The sequence below is a fragment of the Vibrio tubiashii ATCC 19109 genome (assembly GCF_000772105.1).
Lineage (GTDB): Bacteria > Pseudomonadota > Gammaproteobacteria > Enterobacterales > Vibrionaceae > Vibrio > Vibrio tubiashii.
This window is the reverse complement of record NZ_CP009354.1, coordinates 569,598-585,774: the sequence shown is the minus strand read 5'-3', so window position 1 is coordinate 585,774 and position 16,177 is coordinate 569,598. Positions and strand designations below refer to the sequence as shown.

Here is a 16,177-nt window from a genome sequence, read left to right as displayed (position 1 = left end):
AAAATAGCGCCAATTGGCGCTATTTTTTTGCTTGACGCCCTATAGCGTGTTGCTTATTGTGTTCAAGGGTTCACTACTTAGTTGATTATTATGCACCAAACCACTCTGTTCGTTTTTGACTTCTTTTTTCTCCACTAAGCTTGGAGGCTCTCGCGTTTTCGAAAGATAAGTCAAAAACGAACAGAAAGCCTCCCAAAGGGAGGCTTTTTTTATAAGGAATACCAGGATGACTGACCAAAAATACTCACTTGATGAAATACGACTGCGTTTAAACGAACTGGACGACCAACTGCTCCAGCTCCTGTCTGAGCGTCGCCAAATGAGTATTGAAGTAGCAAAAAGCAAAGTACAAACCTCAAAACCTGTTCGCGATGCCGATCGTGAACAGCAACTTTTGGTTAAGCTAATCAATAATGGTCACCAAAAGTACCAGCTTGATGCTCAGTACATCACCAAACTTTTCCATACTATTATTGAAGACTCAGTCCTCCTTCAACAGTCATACCTACAAAACTTGGCGAACCCTGAATTGAGCCGCAAGCCACTCGCTCGCGTCGCTTTCCTCGGTTCAAAAGGCTCATACTCCCACCTTGCAAGTCGAGAGTATTTCAGCCGCAAGAACACTGAACTGATTGAACTGAACTGCGAACACTTCAGAGAAGTGACACACACTGTGGAGTCTGGCCACGCAGACTATGGTGTGTTACCGATTGAAAATACTAGCTCAGGCTCAATCAATGAAGTGTATGACCTTCTCCAGCACACCACTCTCTACATCGTCGGTGAACTAACCTTGCCAATTGAGCACTGTTTGGTTGCTACTTCAGAGCTGCGTTTAGAAGAGATAAAAACCCTTTACTCACACCCTCAACCCCATGCTCAATGTAGCGAGTTCTTGAGCAAGCTAGACGGTGTTAAGCTAGAGTCTTGCGCCAGTACCGCAGATGCAATGCGTAAAGTTAAAGAGATGAATCGCTCGGACGTTGCAGCAATCGGTAATGCATCAAGTGGAAAATTGTATGGCTTGCAGCCGATTCAAGGCAACATCGCCAATCAGACAGAAAACCATACGCGCTTTATTATCGTCGCACGTAAGCCAGTCGAGGTATCGGCTCAAATTCCGGCGAAAACAACCTTGATCATGTCGACGTCACAAGAGGCAGGCTCACTGGTTGAAACTCTATTGGTTCTTCAGCGTTACGGCATCAATATGACCAAGCTAGAGTCGCGTCCTATTATGGGCAACCCTTGGGAAGAGATGTTTTATGTTGACCTTGAAGCACACCTTGATTCTCAAGCGATGCAGCAAGCACTTAACGAGCTCACTAAGATCACAAAACACCTGAAAGTCCTCGGCTGCTATCCGAGTGAAAATGTGAAACCAACACAAGTAAAACTACAATAAATATATCTACATAGCTCAAATAAATACCACTTAGTAGCTGACACAATTTATTAATATTCTTAATATCACAGATATTTAGTTGCATATTAGTGTTGTGTCAGCCCTTACCAACTGACTCTGATAAGCAGTACATTTCTGATTTATCTAATAAGGTACCACCTAGTCAGTATGAGAGCTTCGTTCTTATCTTTACTCGCCCTTTTCAACTCCTCTGTTTTCGCACAAGAATCCGCTCTGAATGTCTATATGTGGGAAGACACGCTCTCACCAAGTATCCATTCAGACTGGGAGCAAAAGTCTGGTGCACCGCTAACTTTGTCGCACTTCGACAATGATGATGAGCGCAGTTTACTGATGATGAGGAGCGTCCAGCTGCCTTTTGATGTCGTTGTTTTAGATAATGTTTCAGCGCAAATATACGGCCGCCTAGGATCATTTGAAGACTTATCGAACCTTAAGAACCGCTCCAATAACGACCCTAAATGGAACCAAGCGTGCGGTCCTTATGCGGTCCCTTATTTTTGGGGAACAGTAGGCGTCGCTTACCGCAAAGATAAAATCGAACAGCCGCCCACTACATGGCAAGAATTTGTTAATCCGCCCAAAGAGCTGTTTGGCAAGATTGGAATGATTAATGACAGTGTGGAAAGTTTTTTGCCCGTTTTGTACAGCTTAGGAATTTCGCCAACAACGGAAGACACTAAACAACTACAAGCGGCATATCCTGCCATGATGACATTTAGCGAAAAAGTTCTCACGTATGAGTACATTTTGAGCTACGTTCGTAGCCAAGAAAATATCAACCAAATGCTAATGACCCTCGCCTATAGCGGTGATCAATACTCGTTAAACCGCTCTTTTAAGCAAGATAAATGGGATTATGTCATTCCAGACGGAGAACTCTTCCTCTGGGTGGATTGTTTAGCTGTAACCAGTCATTCAGAGCAAAAACAACAGGCTATCGCCTTTCTTGAATACCTCATGTCTCCCAAAGTGGCTGCAACAAATGCAATGGATATCAAAGCCGCTACTCCGAATTTAAGTGCTACGAAACTACTGCCCGAATGGTACTTAAATGATGCATCATTATTTCCACCAGCAGAAAGACTAAAAAACGCACGTATAGATAGCGAGCTCTCTGCAGAAAATATAAGCCTACGGGCAAAAATAATTAACCAAATACTTAAACGTCATGAAGCTAAACACTAGAGTTTTATTACTCGTTGCGCCTGTCATTTTGTTGAGTGCTGCTGTCTCTAGTTATAGCATTTACTTCAATCAAAAAGACGCCTTAATAAAGCGCGAGCAAAGTTATCTTCAACTCTCTATGGAAAAGCTAGCCGGTCACTTTCGTCAATCTATGGCATTGATCAACAGCTACTCTCTGACCCTAACCAAAAGTGACATTATTCATCACTACTTTGGGCAGCCAGAGAACCCTTATCGAGAGATGAAATTGATTGAAAACCTACAAACTACCATCGAAAACCTGCAACCGAATAAGCAGGATGATATCGCCGTCGCTATTGTCGATAGCCAGCACAGAGTCCGCTTTTACGCCGATAACCAAAACGACCCTTTTTCCGCGCTAGATGAGAATGTTCGTTACTACGTGCAACAAACCTATGAAACAACCGGACAAACGAGCCATACGGGGTTTGCTAAAAGCTACCAAGGACAAAGTATCTTGATCCGCTATGACGTATTGGACAACAACACGCTCGTATCGCCACTTAGCTACAATAAGGATCAAGTGTTCTTCATCGTTGTATCGCTGTCACTAGAGAAGTTCGATCAACTCAAGCATATCCTTGAGTTTGACAACGACAGCAGCATCTTTTTCTCTGAAGAGCCGATCTTTAAATCAGGGCTCACTCAATCGGTCGAACTAAAATCAGGCCTCTATGCCGTGTTAGATCCAGCACAGTATCTTACTACAGAAAAACTCGCCAAGATTGAACAGCGCTTAATGCTCTCATTTGGCGTGTCGTCCTTGATTACGGTTTTGATTCTTTTGGTACTGCTTTATCGTCATGTCATTCAACCCATTACTCACCTTGATCGCCAGTTAAGAGAAGTTGAACAACGTAAGCGGTCTAATATTGAACGCTTAGATAGTGACAATGAAATAGGTCGTTTATCTGCCCGTTTCTACGATATGTATAAGGAGCTCAACTCTAGCTATCAAAAAACCAAAGCGATGGCTGAGAATGACCACCTCACCCAACTGGCAAATCGCTATCAATTTCAAGTCTATGTGGAACGAATCTTGGCCAACAAATTTAACTACAGCCACGCTTGGATTCTTTACATCGACCTAGACAATTTTAAGTATGTAAACGATAAGTATGGGCATCATGTCGGTGACTCCTTACTGGTCAACTTCGCTGAACACATCAAGAAACTCAGTGTAGAAAGCGAAACAAAATATGGCGTTAAGTCACTGGCATCACGATTGTCTGGTGATGAGTTCGCAATTTTTATTGCCGCCAACAAAGCAGGCACCTTTGCTGACACATTAGCCCAGGCGGTGTTAGACCCTATTCAAAATCATACCAACGCATCCATTGGGAGTTTCCCAATAACCGCAAGTATCGGTATTGCCTCTTACCCTGATGATGGAATGGATTTAGCTAAGTTGCTGTCTCATGCAGATACTGCCATGTATCAAGCTAAGCGCGCGGGTAAAAATCAAATTGCTCATTATTCAAAAGAGCTAGATGAAATTGTACGTCGACGAACTCAAGTAGAGCGCGCACTGCGTAAAGGTGATCTAGAGAACGAGTTTACCCTGCTCTATCAACCTTATTACGACCGCGACGGCAAGGTCATTAAGGGCGTCGAGGCTCTGTTGCGTTGGGACTCACCAAAATTAGGCAAAGTCACTCCAAGCGAGTTTATCCCCATTTCAGAGCAAATTGGTCTATTTGGCACCATTGACCGTTGGGTCATCAAGCAAGCTTTTATCGACTTCCAGCAGCTACAGAGTTGCTTTGAGAGTCCCATTCAGCTATCGATTAACTTGTCATCAGCAGAGCTGGATTCTTTACAGCTAGCGGCTGATATTCAAAGTTTGATGGAGCTATATCCCGTTCAACCGCACTTAATCGATTTCGAGATCACGGAAACTTTTGCTTCAGATTCACAAAGCTACCTACTCCTTCATGAGTTAGCACAGATGGGCTTTAAGTTAACCATTGATGATTTTGGCTCAGGTTATACCTCGATCACTCAGCTGGTCGAATACCCGGTACAGAAGATTAAGTTTGATCGCGAGTTTTTAGAAACTCTAATCAAAACCAATAATCATCAGGTGGTAAAACCTTTGGTTGACCTTTGTCACTCGCAATCTATGATGGTGACTGCGGAAGGGATCGAGTCAGAAGAGATGCATCGCTGGTTAGCGGACAACAAGTGTGATTACATGCAGGGTTATCATCTATCGCCACCACTGTCACTTTCGCAGTTAAGTTTTGTCCATATAGACCCGAAAGGAAATCTCAATGTCGGTGAAGACGGTTATTGTAGCTTCGCTTAATCCCGCCAAAATCAATGCGGTAAAGAGTGCATTTGAAGCCACATTCCCTAAGCAAGCATTCAATTTTTCTGGCGTAAGTGTTGATAGCGGTGTCGCAGACCAGCCAATGTCCAATCAAGAAACACATACTGGTGCACTTAACCGTGTAGTCAATGCAAAAGCTGAACGTCCCAATGCAGACTATTATGTTGGCTTAGAGGCGGGTATCGAAGGTTCTGTTACTTTTGCTTGGATGGTGGTGGAATCACAAACCCAGCGCGGTGAGTCCCGTTCAGCCAGTTTAATGTTGCCACCGGTTGTTATTGAGAAGCTTCAACACGCCAATGAACTTGGTGATGTCATGGATGAAGTCTTCGGTACAGAGAATATCAAACAGAAAGGTGGCGCAATAAGCTTGCTCACGCACGACTTGCTCACCCGTAGCTCGGTCTATCACCAAGCGTTAATATTGGCATTGATTCCATTTGCTAACCCTGAGCATTTCCCTGCCAATTTGTAATATGTCTTTAAAAAAATAAGGATGCCGAGGCATCCTTATTTATTTTCGAGTAGAGCGGCGATTTGCTGCTTTTCGTCTTCACTCTTTGATTTTAGCTCGTTAGAACCCCGGGTAATCGTTGCAATGCCCACGCCGAGCATCTGGCTGATCTGCCGCTGCGACATTTCCCCTTTGAGCAACTCCCGAAAAATATTGACGCGCGCAACAAGAGCTTCACGCTCATCTGGTGTCAATAACATGGTCAACAACATCTGATGTTGCTGTGACTCTGTGCTATGTTCAATCAGATCTAGTATCTGTTGCCACTCTTTATATTCAGGTTCTAAAGACATCTACTGGTGCTCGCTAATATTTCGCGTTCAGCTCATGCGGGTTTAAGAAAGCGCCATCAACACCTAACACCTCACGGTAGTAGGTTTCAAACATCAGGATATTTTGTACATATCCACGAGTTTCTTTAAATGGAATCGCTTCAATAAACGCATAAGCATCTAGTTTTCCTTGCGTTCTTTCACGCCAAGTTTTCACTCGATGAGGCCCTGCATTATACGCAGCTAACGCGAAAATTCGATTGTTATCGTAGCGTTTGAGTAAGCCATCCAAATAGTGGCTACCTATCTCTATGTTCTTACCCACTTGGTAAAGGTCTTTATAGCCCTGATAATCAATCTTGTATTTCTTGGCAGTGTACTTAGCGGTGGAAGGCATAATTTGCATGATGCCGCGCGCACCAACCGGCGACCTTGCTTCAATATCTAATGCGCTTTCCTGTCTTGCCAGAGACATCAGAGTAATTGGGTCAATGCTGTGCTTGTCACCATAGAAGTTAAACCACCAACGATGCGCAACCGGGAAACGAATCTCAAGGTTATCCCACATCTTTGCTTGGATGCTCGCAGTCACCGTCAGATGATGCCAGCCTTTAAATGAAGCGAATGCCGCTAGCATCTCTTTTTGAGATTTGTCTGCACGCGCCAGTAGCCAGCGCCATTCACTTTTAGCAGCGGCAATCTTATCGCGATCAATCAACTCTTCTATTCGAATCAGTTCACTGCGGTAAGGCTTTATCTGCTGTTGGTCGAGGGATATCACTGACGTAGGGTACTCAATCGAACGCTTAAGCTCTTTCGCCGCTGCAACGCTATAAAAATTACGCTGACCAACCAAAGCCTCTAAGCGTTGCTGACCATTCTGCTTCTCACCCTGCGCCATTTCACTGCGCGCAAGCCAGTATTGCCAACGTAGACTCTGTTGTTTATCTTGCGGTAACTGCTCTATCCAACCTTCAACGCCTTGCCAGTCAGCAAACTGAATCGCAAGGCGCACACGGCGCTCAATCAAAGGCACACTTGAAGAGGTCGTAATTTTCTTGTCACGCCACTTAGCCAACGATTCTGAATCTGTATTGATTAAACGAAACGAAACATAGTCAGCAAGATGTTGTGCCGTGGCTTTGTCGAAGTGTTGGCCCTTAACCACCCCATCGAACTGCTGCTGCGCCATTTCGGCATCTTTACGTGCCAGCTTCTTAAAAGCGAGCTTGGTTTGAGTTTGGTAAAACTCAGTGACTTTGTGTTTTTTGGCAAACGCCTGAACCGACTCTGGCTTACTAAACAGCGCTTTCATTTCATCGGCTTGACGCTTTGCTTGAGTCGAATTGAGCTGCTTTTTCAGATAGTTCATCAAGCTGCCATTACGAGCTTCAAACGCCAACAGCATACGTTCAAGGACTAGCTGGTCGGTTTTGAGACCAGCCTTATTCCAAGCGTCAAAAAGCGGGTCACAAGCATCGGCGATGCTGTGTCCTGATAACCAGAGTTTTTCCGCCCCGGCAAATGCGACTTGCTTGTCTCCTGCCTGCGCATGAGCGTTGTAGAAGTAACATTGATACGTTTCGCCTCTTGGCTCTTCAGTTTGAAACTCCAACAGCGTGCGCCATTTTCCTTTCCTTGCCAAAGCATCGATGTAAGGAGCCCGCATTCGATTCGAGAAAGGGAAAGATTGATGAGTGGCAATAAACTGATCCACTTCACTAGGCGTTCTATCGCCAATATCAACTAAGAAACTGCGGTAGTCGACGTAAGGCGTAAGAGGATAATTCGCTATCTGAGGACGTATTTTTTTGTACTGAGAAACCTGTTTGTCATCAAGCAATGACTGAGCTTGATCGTATAAGTCTCGCTGTTGTTGAAGATCAGAAGCCACCACTGATGTGGCAAAACCTGCGCTGCAAACCATCGAAGATACAAATAAAATCGATGAAGGAAGACGATGCAGCGACTTGAGAAAAGTCAGCGTCATAAGAGTCTCATCCTGAGATTAGAAATCTATGGTGTTCCCTATTAATGCTTATTGTAATCAGCGCTGTAAAGGGCGTAGATGTAAATAATAATAAATTCACACAACTGTGACATTCAGCTTGCTTTGGGCAAATTGTTGATTAGTAATTCATCAGCAAAGAGAATCTATTTCAGTGTCTTGCTTTCTCTGGTAACAAACTGAGCTCGGTTAGTATAAAATAACCTTTTACGTGAATTGACTATTTAGGAACGATCGGCAATGGCTGAATACGTATATACCATGTCGCGAGTGAGCAAAATTGTGCCACCAAAGCGACAAATTCTTAAAGACATCTCTCTAAGCTTCTTCCCTGGCGCAAAAATCGGTGTTTTGGGTCTAAACGGTGCAGGTAAATCTACCCTACTACGCATCATGGCTGGCATTGATACCGATATTGATGGTGAAGCGCGTCCACAACCAGGTCTTAATGTGGGTTACCTACCACAGGAACCAGTACTGGACGAATCTAAAACGGTACGTGAAATCGTTGAAGAAGCGGTATCCGATGTTGCAGGTGCGATGAAGCGTCTTGACGAAGTATACGCAGCTTACGCAGAACCAGATGCTGACTTCGATGCGCTAGCAAAAGAGCAAGGTGAACTTGAAGCGCTAATCCAAGCGAAAGAAGGTCACAACTTAGAGAATGCTCTAGAGCGTGCAGCTGATGCACTTCGCCTTCCTGAATGGGATCAGAAGATTGAGCACCTATCTGGTGGTGAGCGTCGCCGTGTCGCTATCTGTCGCCTACTTCTTTCTAAGCCAGACATGCTACTACTCGACGAACCAACCAACCACCTCGACGCAGAGTCTGTTGCTTGGTTAGAGCGATTCCTAGTGGACTACACAGGTACTGTTGTGGCAATCACCCACGACCGTTACTTCCTAGATAATGCTGCTGGCTGGATTCTTGAACTTGACCGTGGTGAAGGTATCCCATGGCAAGGTAACTACACTTCTTGGCTAGAGCAAAAAGATGCTCGTCTACAACAAGAAGCCTCTCAAGAGAAAGCGCGCCAGAAAACGATTGAGAAAGAGCTTGAGTGGGTTCGTCAAAACCCTAAAGGCCGTCAGTCTAAATCTAAAGCACGTATGGCTCGCTTTGAAGAACTGCAAAGCGGTGATCGTCAGAAGCGTAACGAAACCAACGAACTCTTCATCCCGCCAGGTGAGCGTCTAGGTGACAAGGTTATCGAAGTGAATAACCTATCTAAGTCTTTTGACGGCCGTGTTCTGATTGATGACCTATCATTTAGCATGCCTAAAGGTGCAATCGTGGGCATCATCGGTGCCAACGGCGCAGGTAAGTCGACTCTGTTTAAGATGCTAAGCGGTACTGAGCAACCAGACTCTGGTACGGTTGAGATGGGTGACACGGTTAAACTTGCGTCTGTTGACCAGTTCCGTGACTCTATGGACGATTCAAAAACGGTTTACCAAGAGATTTCTGAAGGCGCTGACATCATCAAGATCAACAACTTCGAAATTCCTGCTCGTGCCTACTGTTCACGCTTTAACTTCAAAGGCTCAGATCAGCAGAAGATCATTGGTGAGCTTTCTGGTGGTGAGCGTAACCGTGTACACCTTGCTAAGCTGCTTAAAGCTGGCGGTAACGTACTACTACTCGACGAACCGACCAATGACCTTGACGTTGAAACGCTACGTGCACTAGAAGAAGCACTTCTTGAGTTCCCTGGCTGTGCCATGGTTATCTCGCACGACCGTTGGTTCCTAGACCGTATCGCTACGCACATCATCGACTACCGCGATGAAGGTCAGGTTAACTTCTACGAAGGTAACTATACTGAATACATGGAGTGGCTGAAGAAGACCCTTGGTCCTGAAGCAGCGGAACCGCATCGCATCAAGTACAAACGTATTGCTAAGTAAATACGCTTGAAATTTGTGCAAAGGCCGCTAATATTAGCGGCCTTTATTTATATAGCTCACAATACGGATAACTTCTGGTATTGATTAAAGCGAAGAATGCGAACAACCGCGCATAGTAGCCACTTTAGTTTTGTTACTCTTATGAGTTGAAATATAGAGAGAAGATTATGATCGAACGTCGTCGTTTTTCGCGCATTGTTTATCAAGCTCAAGCTACACTGACTCAAGAATCCACAGAGGTGACTGCCTTAGTGTGTGATTTATCGCTACATGGACTCTTAGCCACCAGCGAACAGTCAGACCAGCTCGACACAGATAAACAAGTAGATGTTGAATTTTCGCTTGCAGGAAGTGATGTCACGATCCAACTTGTAGGAAATATCGTTGGGCTTAATAACAATGTGATTCGTGTCAGCATTGATCATATTGATATTGAGAGTATCGGACATTTGAAGCGATTAGTTGAATTAAATGTAGGTGATGATGACCTGTTACACAGGGATATCGAACACCTCTCTGATTTAGGTGAATACACCTAATCTAACTAGTTTATGTCGAAGAAAATTACCATTTCTATCCCCAATTCATCGGGGGTACAAACTTTTGATGTTTCAAGAAAAACTCTGTTTACTTCTATAGCGGTCATCGCTGGCATCCTATTTTCAGGTGTCGGTTATGGCTACTACCAGTCGCATCAAGAACAAACCACCCAACAAAAGTACCATGCGCTAGTCGATAAGCTCAGCGAGCTTGAAGTGCTTTATGAGGAACAGGTTGATACCACGCACTCTCTTTCCCAAGAGCTAGAAGATAAGCGCAATCAAATACATGTATTGGGCAAACGCGTCTACGATGTGGAGTCCGTTCTTGGTCTTGCAGATGAATCCTTAACGGATGATGTCAGCCTAGAAAACCGCATTGATGCAGCGGCGGTAGATTCTGCTGTACGTGCCACCATGTTTCGCTTAATTCCAAACGACACACCAATGAACTACGAGCGTATTTCGTCTTCCTTTGGTCGTCGTACTAACCCAATCACAGGCAAAAGACATACCCATACCGGGATCGACCTTACCTGTAAGCGTGGTGAAGAGATTTATGCGCCTGCCGATGGCGTGATTGAAACAGTCCGACCAAGTAAAAAGGGCTTTGGCAACTTCTTAACCGTTCGCCACTCGTTTGGTTTTATGAGTTCCTATGCCCACTTGCATCAGTTTAAAGTGCGTAGCGGACAGTTTGTCAGTAAAGGTGATCTGATTGCCACCTGTGGCAACTCAGGTAACTCCACTGGCCCTCATTTGCATTATGAAGTGCGCTTCCTCGGACGTGCTCTAAATCCGCAATACACCATGGATTGGACGCCAGAGAACTTTAACTACCTGTTTGAGAAAGAGAAAAAGGTAAAGTGGGCGCCACTGGTTAAGCTGATTGATGACACAGTCAGACTGCAAGTGAACTTGACCAACAACCCTTACCAAGACAGTTCAGTCAGCACAGTAAAAAACGACCAAGAGCCGAAAATCGATAATCTTACAGTGCAATAGTCTTCCTGAGAAAACAAAAGAGCGACCGTTTGGTCGCTCTTTTTCTATTCATTATCGACTTATTAGCCGCGATGAATGGAGTCATTGGCTTGTTTTAACAAGTTCTGGCTCTCATCAAGGAACTGCTTTGAGTAATCGCCAAACCAGTCACTCACTCTATCAAAGCTCTCAACAAATGCTTGTTTGTCATTACCATCCAGAATTTCCAACGCCTCACCGAAACAGCGATGGAAACGCTTGATCATGTCGATGTTTTCCTGAGAAGAGAGAATGATATCCCCGTATAGGTTAGGATCTTGGCCAAATAGACGTCCAACCATTGCCAGCTCCAAGCGGTAGATAGGTGAACTAAGCTGCAGTAGCTTGTCGATATTTGGGTTTTCTCTACTTAGGTGTAGACCGTAAGCGAACGATGTAAAGTGTCTTAGCGCTTGAATCAAAGTCATACCGTGGTCATGCTCACTTGCATCAATCTGGCATAAACTCGCGCCCCAAATAGAGAACTGCTTTAGCAGCCATTGATAATGCTCTTCACCACGTCCATCACAGTAGACAATCACCTGCTTAGCTAAACTTGGCACATCTGGACCGAACATAGGGTGCAAACCAACAACAGGCCCTTTATGGACGTTCAGCATCGCTTGTAACGGTCTTGATTTTATCGAGGTTAAATCACACAGAATGCAGTCTTCAGGCAATTTGCTCAACTTCTCAATCACACCTTCAGTCAGGTGAATTGGCACGGTCACTACGACCATGCCAGCATTCTCTAGCAGTTCATCAGCGCGGTGCCAATCTTTGCTGCCAAGTACTTTTACATCGTAGCCAGACAGAGTGAACATGCGACCAAACAGTCCACCCAGTTGACCATTACCACCAACGATGACAACAGAGCGCAATTCAGGGTTGAGGCACTTAAAGCCAGAATCCTTCTCGCTCGCATAAGACTCGCGCATAGTGCGGCGCAAAATATCTTCAATCAGCTGAGGCGGTACGCCCTTTTTCTCGGCTTCTTCACGGCGCGAAGCCAGCATTGCGGCTTCACGATCCGGAGCATAGATTGGCAAACCGTGCTCACTTTTTACTTCACCAACCTTCTCAACTAAAGAAAGTCGCTGGGATAATAAATCAAGAATTTGTTTATCGACTGCGTCTATCTGATCACGCAATTCATTCAATTCAACTGCCATTGATATTCCTTGTGCTCTCTACTTACCCTTTCAAGCGGTCTTCTAGGAAAGGGACTAGCTCTTCATGTGCATGACGTAATAGTGCCTCAGTTGTATCCCAATTGATACACGCATCGGTGATCGATACGCCATATTGCATTTCATTGAGAGGAATATCTGAAGATTGATTACCTTCATTGATATGGCTTTCAATCATCAAGCCGATGATAGACTTGTTGCCTTCGCGAATTTGATGGATCACATCTTCTGCTACAAGCGGCTGACGACGGAAATCTTTGCGCGAGTTTGCATGGCTACAGTCAACCATCAGTGACGCTTCTAAGCCGTGCTTAGCCATATCTTGCTCACACTCAGTGACAGAAACAGAATCGTAGTTAGTCTGCTTACCGCCACGCAGGATAACGTGGCCGTTTGGGTTACCTTGAGTCGTCAGTAGAGCGACTTGGCCTTCACGGTTGATACCCATGAAACGGTGGCTTGAAGAAGCAGCCTGCATCGCATTGATTGCCGTTGCTAAGCTGCCATCAGTACCATTTTTAAAGCCGATTGGCATTGAAAGACCACTCGCCATTTCACGGTGGGTCTGCGATTCCGTGGTGCGAGCGCCAATTGCAGCCCAGCTAAAGGTATCCGCTAGGTATTGTGGGCTAATTGGGTCAAGCGCTTCCGTCGCAAGTGGAATCTCCATTTCAGCGAGTTCTACTAACAGCTCACGCCCAACATGCAGACCATGCTCGATATCGAATGAGCCATCTAGATGTGGGTCATTAATCAGGCCTTTCCAGCCGACAGTAGTACGAGGCTTTTCGAAGTAAACACGCATAACAATATACAGTTGATCACTCAGTTGTTCTGAGAGTACTTTTAGACGCTTAGCATATTCCTTTGCAGCATCAACATCGTGAATTGAACATGGACCACATACAACAAGTAAGCGGTGATCTTTCTTATGGATGATATCAGCAATGGTTTGGCGAGATTCTTGGATAAAACGTCGAGCGTTGTCGCTCAAAGGCAGTTTCGCCTTTAGCTCTTCAGGTGTAATAAGAACTTGTTCATCACTAATGTTAATATTGCTCAATTCACTTTTTTGCATAACTCTAACCTGTATATTATTTTTTACACCTAGCTATATCCGTGTTTACTAGGTTGGAATAAGCATAAAATAACAGGCTGAATGTAGATTTCAAGGTGTAAATATAAAAAAACACATATGTAAAAATTAATTTACATCCTGTGTTTTAACTCTCTTTATTGTCAAAGTATGAGATAAGCATGTTTTCTAGAAGGATTCTTAACTAAAATAAGCCTAAATCCCGCTAATTGAATCGTTATGGATCTAATCCTCTCTCTTCTTCAGCAAATGTGTGTCTATTTGGTTTTAGCTTATATGCTAAGCAAGACGCCTATCTTTTTGCCTCTGCTAAATATCTCTAACCGTCTTAGTCACAAACTGAGTGTCTATGTGCTGTTTTCGCTATTTTGTATCATGGGAACCTACTTCGGTTTGCAGATTAATGATGCGATTGCCAATACGCGCGCGATTGGTGCAGTGATGGGAGGACTGTTTGGTGGTCCAGTTGTGGGTTTCTTTGTCGGGCTAACCGGTGGTCTGCACCGCTATACTCTAGGTGGGTTTACCGATCTCGCCTGCGCAATCTCGACCACAGCAGAAGGACTGATTGGCGGATTGTTCCATATCTACTTTGTGCGTAAGAATAAATCTGACCAACTGTTCAACCCAAGTATCGTGTTCGCCATTACTCTTGTCGCTGAAATTGTCCAGATGCTGATCATCTTGATCGTCGCCAAACCCTTTGATCAAGCTTATTCCTTGGTTTCTGCGATTGCGGCGCCAATGATCATCGCTAACTCGGTAGGCGCTGCGCTATTTATGAGTATTTTGCAGGACAGAAAAACCATCTTCGAAGAATACTCAGCGACCTTTTCTCGCCGCGCGCTGAACATTGCAGAGCGTTCTGTTGGTATTCTAGCCTCTGGTTTCAATGTGCAGAACGCTGAGAAAATTGCCCGTATTGTCTATGAAGAGACCAATGTCGGTGCGGTATCGATTACCGATGATGAAAAGATTCTTGCTTTTGTAGGTATCGGCGATGATCACCACAAACCCAATACCCCTATCTCTTCTCAAAGCACCTTAGATGCGATTCAACAAGATGACATCATCTACCTAGACGGGGCAGAAAAGCCGTATCAATGTTCGATCTCTGCAGATTGTAAGCTCGGTTCAGCGCTGATCATTCCTCTTCGCGCAGGCGACAAGGTCATCGGCACCATTAAGCTCTATGAGCCCAAGCGTAAACTCTTTTCCACCATCAATATGTCGATGGCGGAAGGGATAGCCCAACTGCTTTCGAGCCAAATCCTGTTTGGCGATTATCAGCAAAAACAAACGCTGTTATCTCAAGCCGAAATCAAACTGCTGCACGCTCAGGTAAATCCACATTTCCTATTCAATGCGCTCAATACTATCAGTGCCGTTATCAGGCGCGACCCACCTAAAGCTCGGGAGCTTATTCAGCACCTTTCACAATTCTTTCGCAGTAACTTGAAGCAAGATATTGAAACGGTCACGCTGAAAGAAGAACTCGCACACGTTAATGCCTACCTCACGATAGAGAAGGCGCGTTTTACCGACCGCTTAGAAGTGACGATCGATATTGATGAAGCGCTGTTAACTCGAAAAGTACCGACCTTTACCCTACAGCCGTTAGTTGAGAACGCCATTAAGCACGGTATCTCTAATCTTCTGGAAGGCGGTAAGATTCACATCTACAGTCAAATAAGTGAGTCAGGATTCCAAGTCGTGGTGGAAGACAATGCTGGCAGTTACACACCACCAGCTGATGACCATGCAGGCCTGGGGATGCAGATTGTCGACAAACGACTGAGCAATAAATTTGGTCGCGCTTCAGCTCTCAATATTGAAGTCGAGCCTAACCATTTTACTCGGATGAGCTTTATCATCCCAAATAAGAACATGTACTAAGGTATCAACATGCTTTCGGCATTAGTCATAGATGACGAACTTTTTGCTCGCGAGGAACTGACCGAGCTACTCGAAGAAACGGGTCACATTGAAGTGATAGATCAAGCCAGCAATGCGATTGAAGGGTTGAAGAAAATCAATCAACTCAAGCCTGACGTGGTGTTTCTTGATATCCAAATGCCGCAGATTACTGGGATTGAGCTATTAGCTATGCTTGACCCTGAAACTATGCCTAACGTGGTGTTTGTCACCGCTTATGATGAGTTTGCTGTCCAAGCATTTGAAGATAATGCCTTTGATTACTTACTAAAACCTGTTGATACCTGTCGCTTGGAGAAAACCGTCAAGCGGTTACTCAAATCAAAACAAGCCGACCCCCATCAATTTGCCGCCATTACCCCTCAGAACTTAGATCAAGTGCCATGTATTGGCTTAAACCGCATCGTCATTATTCCAACCCAAGATGTTGAGTTTGCCTACAGTGATATCAGTGGCGTCCATGTTCAAACCCATGAACAGAAAGCTACATCTCAGCTGACGTTAAAAGTACTTGAAGAAAAAACACCTTTGGTTCGCTGTCACCGCCAGTTTTTGGTTAACATTAAAGCAATCAAAGAGATAAAACTGTTCGAAAATGGCCTAGCAGAAATTATCACCGTCAGTGACCATCCACTTCCGGTAAGTCGACGTTACTTGAAAACTTTAAAAGAGATGCTGGGTTTTCATTAGCAACAAAAAAGCCGCACTTGATGTGCGGCTTGTTG

The 16,177-nt window shown here is 44.6% G+C and carries 13 protein-coding genes and 1 other annotated feature; of the genes, 9 read left to right on the top strand and 4 right to left on the bottom strand.

The features are described 5' to 3' along the window. The first annotated feature begins 92 nt into the window (after window positions 1-92). Window positions 93-213: a sequence feature (Phe leader region), on the top strand. Between the two features lie 13 nt (window positions 214-226). The 4 genes from pheA to yjjX all read left to right on the top strand — a co-directional run bounded on the left by pheA (window position 227) and on the right by yjjX (window position 5,442). Continuing rightward, window positions 227-1,405, top strand: coding sequence for a prephenate dehydratase (gene pheA, locus IX91_RS02770; protein ID WP_004742790.1), 1,179 nt, complete (start codon window positions 227-229; stop codon window positions 1,403-1,405). A 168-nt stretch (window positions 1,406-1,573) separates the two neighbouring features. Then, window positions 1,574-2,614: a polyamine ABC transporter substrate-binding protein gene (locus IX91_RS02765; RefSeq protein ID WP_004742789.1), complete on the top strand. Its 1,041-nt coding sequence runs from the start codon at window positions 1,574-1,576 to the stop codon at window positions 2,612-2,614. Then, window positions 2,598-4,943 (top strand): putative bifunctional diguanylate cyclase/phosphodiesterase, encoded by a 2,346-nt coding sequence (locus IX91_RS02760; protein WP_004742788.1) that lies wholly within the window; start codon window positions 2,598-2,600, stop codon window positions 4,941-4,943. Before IX91_RS02765 ends, IX91_RS02760 begins: the two co-directional genes overlap by 17 nt. Further along, entirely contained in the window at window positions 4,909-5,442 is a 534-nt protein-coding gene (gene yjjX / locus IX91_RS02755) for an inosine/xanthosine triphosphatase (RefSeq protein WP_004742787.1), read from the top strand. Before IX91_RS02760 ends, yjjX begins: the two co-directional genes overlap by 35 nt. Window positions 5,443-5,477: 35 nt before the next feature. Here yjjX and trpR read toward each other — a convergent pair whose 3' ends face one another. Together trpR and sltY are read right to left on the bottom strand one after the other, a co-directional pair. After that, window positions 5,478-5,774: a trp operon repressor gene (trpR, locus tag IX91_RS02750; RefSeq protein ID WP_004749076.1), complete on the bottom strand. Its 297-nt coding sequence runs from the start codon at window positions 5,772-5,774 to the stop codon at window positions 5,478-5,480. A 13-nt stretch (window positions 5,775-5,787) separates the two neighbouring features. Further along, complete coding sequence (sltY, locus tag IX91_RS02745) at window positions 5,788-7,743, bottom strand: murein transglycosylase (RefSeq protein ID WP_004749077.1); 1,956 nt, start codon at window positions 7,741-7,743, stop codon at window positions 5,788-5,790. 258 nt (window positions 7,744-8,001) lie between these two features. Here sltY and ettA point away from each other — a divergent pair, with 258 nt between their 5' ends. The 3 genes from ettA to IX91_RS02730 all read left to right on the top strand — a co-directional run bounded on the left by ettA (window position 8,002) and on the right by IX91_RS02730 (window position 11,213). After that, window positions 8,002-9,669, top strand: coding sequence for an energy-dependent translational throttle protein EttA (ettA, locus tag IX91_RS02740; RefSeq protein ID WP_004744833.1), 1,668 nt, complete (start codon window positions 8,002-8,004; stop codon window positions 9,667-9,669). Between the two features lie 167 nt (window positions 9,670-9,836). Then, window positions 9,837-10,208: a PilZ domain-containing protein gene (locus tag IX91_RS02735; protein ID WP_004744834.1), complete on the top strand. Its 372-nt coding sequence runs from the start codon at window positions 9,837-9,839 to the stop codon at window positions 10,206-10,208. A 12-nt stretch (window positions 10,209-10,220) separates the two neighbouring features. After that, entirely contained in the window at window positions 10,221-11,213 is a 993-nt protein-coding gene (locus IX91_RS02730) for a M23 family metallopeptidase (RefSeq protein WP_004744835.1), read from the top strand. A 62-nt stretch (window positions 11,214-11,275) separates the two neighbouring features. On the opposite strand, the gene tyrA is transcribed toward IX91_RS02730, so the two are convergent. Continuing rightward, the gene (gene tyrA / locus IX91_RS02725) at window positions 11,276-12,403 is read right to left on the bottom strand and encodes a bifunctional chorismate mutase/prephenate dehydrogenase (protein ID WP_004744836.1); all 1,128 of its coding nucleotides are present in this window, start codon (window positions 12,401-12,403) and stop codon (window positions 11,276-11,278) included. A 22-nt stretch (window positions 12,404-12,425) separates the two neighbouring features. Beyond that, entirely contained in the window at window positions 12,426-13,499 is a 1,074-nt protein-coding gene (locus IX91_RS02720) for a 3-deoxy-7-phosphoheptulonate synthase (RefSeq protein WP_004744837.1), read from the bottom strand. A 237-nt stretch (window positions 13,500-13,736) separates the two neighbouring features. Between IX91_RS02720 and IX91_RS02715 the strand changes: the two genes are divergently transcribed. Next, window positions 13,737-15,413: a sensor histidine kinase gene (locus IX91_RS02715; RefSeq protein ID WP_004744838.1), complete on the top strand. Its 1,677-nt coding sequence runs from the start codon at window positions 13,737-13,739 to the stop codon at window positions 15,411-15,413. Window positions 15,414-15,422: 9 nt separating this feature from the next. After that, window positions 15,423-16,142, top strand: a complete 720-nt coding sequence (btsR, locus tag IX91_RS02710; protein WP_004744839.1) for a two-component system response regulator BtsR — start codon at window positions 15,423-15,425, stop codon at window positions 16,140-16,142. Window positions 16,143-16,177 lie beyond the last annotated feature (35 nt).